Origin of the sequence: Streptomyces sp. WG7 (assembly GCF_049975785.1) — a bacterium.
GTDB lineage: Bacteria > Actinomycetota > Actinomycetes > Streptomycetales > Streptomycetaceae > Streptomyces.
Map to the genome: position 1 here is coordinate 1 of NZ_JBNGGE010000107.1, position 4,763 is coordinate 4,763.

At 73.4% G+C, this 4,763-nt stretch carries 1 protein-coding gene; it reads left to right on the forward strand.

Going from position 1 to position 4,763, the window contains the following annotated elements; translation table 11 throughout:
* Positions 1-4,763 (forward strand): type I polyketide synthase (locus ACP4J0_RS38160; protein ID WP_426603992.1); only part of this gene is annotated, 4,763 nt, incomplete at both ends.

The following is a 4,763-nucleotide window of genomic DNA, read 5'->3' on the forward strand; positions in this document are numbered from 1 at the left end:
GTGCGTCGGTGGACTGGCAGGCGGTCTTCGCCGGGACCGGTGCGCAGCGCGTGGACCTGCCCACCTACGCCTTCCAGCGCGAGCACTACTGGCTCGACGCCGGAACCATCGGCTGGGACGTTACCTCGGCCGGCCTCCGCTCCGCCGATCACCCGCTGCTCGCGACCTCCGTCGCGCTGGCCGACGCTGAGGGGCTGCTCCTCACCGGCCGGCTGTCGCTCGACACGCACCCGTGGCTCGCCGACCACGCCGTCTCCGGCACGGTGCTGCTGCCCGGCACGGCTTTCGTCGAACTGGCCGTCCGCGCCGGCGACCAGGTCGGCTGCGGCCTAGTCGAGGACCTGACCCTGGAAGCCCCGCTGGTGCTCCACGAAGAGGGCGCCGTCGAACTCCAGATCAGCGTCGGCGCGCCCGACGAGTCGGGGCGCCGCCCGGTCGCCTTCCACTCGCGTGCCGACCGTGCCGCCGACGACGAGCCGTGGGTGCGGCACGCGACCGCGGTCCTCGCGGACAGCACGGAGGAGCCGGTGTTCGACCTGGCGGCGTGGCCGCCGGCCGGGGCCGAGCCCGTCGCGATCGACGCACTGTACGAGGCCCTGGCCGTGGCCGGTTTCGAATACGGCCCGCTCTTCCAGGGACTGCGCGGGGTCTGGCGCGGTGGAGAGGACGTGTTCGCCGAGGTGAACCTCGGGGACGAGGCCGAGCCGGGCGCCGAGCAGTTCGCCCTCCACCCGGCGCTCCTGGACGGCGCGTTGCACGCCATCGGTGTCGGTGGCCTCGTCGACGACACCCGGCAGGGACGTCTTCCGTTCGCGTGGTCGGGTGTGGCTGTGTACGCCGTAGGCGCGTCCGAGCTGAGGGTGCGGCTCTCGCGCGCGGGCCGTGACGCGGTGGCGTTGCAGGTGGCGGACGCCGAGGGCGCGCCTGTGGCGTCCGTGCGCAGCCTCGCGCTGAGAACGTTCTCGCCGGAGCAGTTCGCGGGACCCGGCGGCCGTCACGGTGACGCGCTCTTCCAGGTGCAGTGGACGCCCGTCCCGTCCGGCGGTACCGCGGGCGCGGCCGGGGAGTGGACGACGCTCGGCCCTGAGTCGGCGTACGCCGACCTAGCGGCGTTGGGCGCTTCGCTCGCCGAGGGCGACACCGTCCCCTCGGCGGTGGTCGTCCCCTGCGTCACGGACGACGCCGAACGGGAACTGCCCGACGCGGTGCACGCCGAGACCGGGCGGGCGCTGCGCCTGGTGCAGGAGTGGCTGGCCGACGAGCGGTTCGCCGGCTCGCGCCTGGTGTTCCTGACCCGGGGCGCGACGGCCGCACTTCCGGACGAGGACGTGACGGATCTGGTGCACGCCCCGGTGTGGGGCCTGGTGCGGGCCGCGCAGTCGGAGAACCCGGGGCGCTTCGGTCTGGTCGACCTCGACGGTGAGGGCGATGCCGAAGCGGACACGCGGGCACTTTCGTCGGCGCTCGCCTCCGGCGATCCCGAAGTCGCGATGCGCGACGGAGCGATCCGGGTACCCAGGCTGGTCCGCGCCGTGTCCGGGACGGACGGCGCGGAGCGCGGGCCGGTCGCCGACGGCACGGTACTGGTGACGGGCGCGAGCGGCCTGCTGGGCGGCCTGTTCGCGCGTCACTTGGTGACGGAGTACGGGGTGCGCAATCTGCTGCTGGTGAGCCGGCGGGGTGCGGACGCGCCGGGTGCCGCGGAGCTCAGCGGCGAACTGACCGGGCTGGGTGCGTCGGTGTCGTGGGCGGCGTGTGATGTGGCCGATCGGGATGCGCTGGCTGCGGTGCTGGACGCGATTCCGGCGGAGGCGCCGCTGTCGGCGGTGGTGCACACGGCGGGCGTGCTGGACGACGGCGTGATCGCGTCGCTGGACCAGCAGCGCCTGTCGGCGGTGCTGCGTCCGAAGGTGGACGCGGCGTGGAACCTGCACGAGCTGACGCAGGACATGGATCTCTCGGCGTTCGTGCTCTTCTCCTCCGCCGCGGGCGTCTTCGGCGGCGCCGGTCAGGCGAACTACGCGGCTGCGAACGTCTTCCTGGACACGCTGGCGGCGCACCGCAGGTCGCGGGGTCTGGCGGCGACGTCGCTGGCCTGGGGTCTGTGGGACGGCGGTATGGCGGGCGACCTGAACGCCGACGACGTGTCGCGCCTCGGACGTGGCGGTGTGAACGCACTGTCGGAGCAGGAGGGCCTGGCCCTCTTCGACACCGCGACCGCCTCGCCCACGGCGGCGTTCGTGCCCGTCAAGCTCGACCTGGCCGCCCTGCGCGCCCAGGTCGCCGATGGGGGGATGCTGCCGCCGCTGCTGAGCGGTCTGGTCCGCGTCCCCAACCGGCGTGCGGCCCGGGCTGCATCGGCCTCCGCGGGCAAGCTCGCCCGGCAGCTGGCCGCACTGCCCGTGGCCGAGCGCGAGGCGACCGCGCTGGAACTCGTCCGCACCCAAGTCGCCTCCGTCCTCGGGTTCGACGGCCCGGAGGCGGTCGACCCTGCGCGTGCGTTCAGCGAGGTCGGCTTCAACTCGCTGACCGCCGTCGAGCTGCGCAACCGGCTCGGCACGGCCACCGGTGTGCGCCTGCCCGCCACGCTGGTCTTCGACTACCCGACGCCCACCGCGCTGGCCCGGTATCTGTGCGCCGAACTGCTCGGCGCACAGGACGCGGCGGCGGCTCCGGCCACGGTCGCCGTCCGTGACGACGAGCCGATCGCGATCGTGGCGATGGCCTGCCGCTTCCCCGGCGGTGTGAGGTCTCCCGAGGGTCTGTGGGAGCTGGTCTCGGAGGGCAGGGACGCCATCTCCGCGATGCCGGACGACCGCGGCTGGGACCTCGCGGAGCTGTTCGACCCGGACTCCGACCGTCCGGGCACGAGCTACAGCATGAACGGCGCGTTCCTGTACGACGCGCCTCATTTCGACCCGACGTTCTTCGGCATGTCGCCGCGTGAGGCGCTGGCCACCGACCCGCAGCAGCGGCTGCTGCTGGAGACGTCGTGGGAGGCGTTCGAGCGGGCCGGCATCGATCCGACGACGGTGCGCGGCAGCCGTACGGGTGTCTTCGCGGGCGTGATGTACAACGACTACGGCACTCTGCTGCACCGCGCGCCGGAAGGCCTCGAGGGCTACATCGGCACGTCGAGTTCGGGCAGCGTCGCCTCGGGCCGGGTGTCGTACACCTTCGGCCTGGAGGGCCCCGCCGTCACGGTCGACACGGCCTGCTCGTCGTCACTGGTGTCACTGCACCTGGCCGCTCAGGCGCTGCGCAACGGCGAGTGCGATCTGGCGCTGGCCGGCGGTGTGACCGTGATGGCGACGCCGGGCACCTTTGTGGCGTTCAGCATCCAGCGCGGTCTGTCCGCGGACGGGCGCTGCAAGCCGTTCGCGGCGGCGGCCGACGGTACGGGCTGGGGTGAGGGCGTCGGCATGCTGCTCGTGGAGCGGCTGTCGGACGCCCGCCGCAACGGGCACCCGGTGCTGGCGCTGGTGCGGGGCTCCGCGGTCAATCAGGACGGTGCGAGCAACGGCCTGACCGCCCCGAACGGTCCGTCGCAGCAGCGCGTGATCCGTGCCGCCCTCGCGAGTGCGCGCCTGTCGGCCGGCGAGATCGACGTGGTCGAGGCGCACGGCACGGGCACGACGCTGGGCGACCCGATCGAGGCGCAGGCGCTGCTGGCGACGTACGGCCAGGAGCACAGCGACGAGCAGCCGCTGTGGCTCGGCTCGGTGAAGTCCAACTTCGGCCACACGCAGGCCGCGGCCGGTGTCGCGGGCGTGATCAAGATGGTGATGGCACTGCGGCACGGGGTGCTGCCGCAGACCTTGCACGTGGACGAGCCGTCCCCGCACGTGGACTGGTCCGAGGGCGCCGTCTCCCTGCTGACCGAGCGGATGGACTGGCCGGAGACGGGACGTCCCCGCCGCGCCGCCGTGTCGTCGTTCGGCATCAGCGGCACCAACGCCCACACGATCATCGAGCAGGCCCCCGATGGCCTCGCGCCGGCCGTCGTCGCGGCGGAGACGGCGCCCGCGGAGGACATCGCTTCGGCACTGCCCTTCGTGCTGTCGGCGAAGTCCGCGGACGCCCTGCGCGGCCAGGCGGCCGGCCTGCGGGGCCATCTCGAAGAGGCGTCCGGGCCGGCCGGTGCCGATGTGGCCTACACGCTGGCCACCAAGCGCGCGGCCTTCGAGTACCGCGCGGTGGTCGTGGCGGCGGACCGGGACGCGCTGCTGCGCGGCCTGGCGGCCGTGGAGACCGAGGCCCCCGCGGCGTCGGTGACGCGGGGCACCGTGAGCTCCGGAAAGCTCGCCTTCCTCTTCACCGGGCAGGGCAGCCAGCGGCTCGGTATGGGCCGGGAGCTGTACGAGGCCTACCCCGTGTTCGCGGACGCGCTGGACGCGGTCGGCGAGCGGCTCGACATGCCGCTGAAGGACGTGCTGTTCGGTGACGACGCGGACCTGCTCGGCCGGACGGAATGGACCCAGCCCGCGCTGTTCGCGGTCGAGGTGGCGCTGTTCCGGCTGCTGGCCAGCTGGGGCGTGAAGCCGGACTTCCTGTCCGGTCACTCCATCGGCGAGATAGCTGCTGCGCATGTGGCCGGGGTGCTCTCGCTGGACGACGCGTGCACGCTCGTGGCGGCTCGCGGCCGGTTGATGCAGGCGCTGCCCACGGGTGGCGTGATGATCGCGTTGCAGGCGTCGGAGGACGAGGTCCTGCCGCTGCTGAACGACCGGGTGAGCATCGCCGCGATCAACGGCCCACAGGCG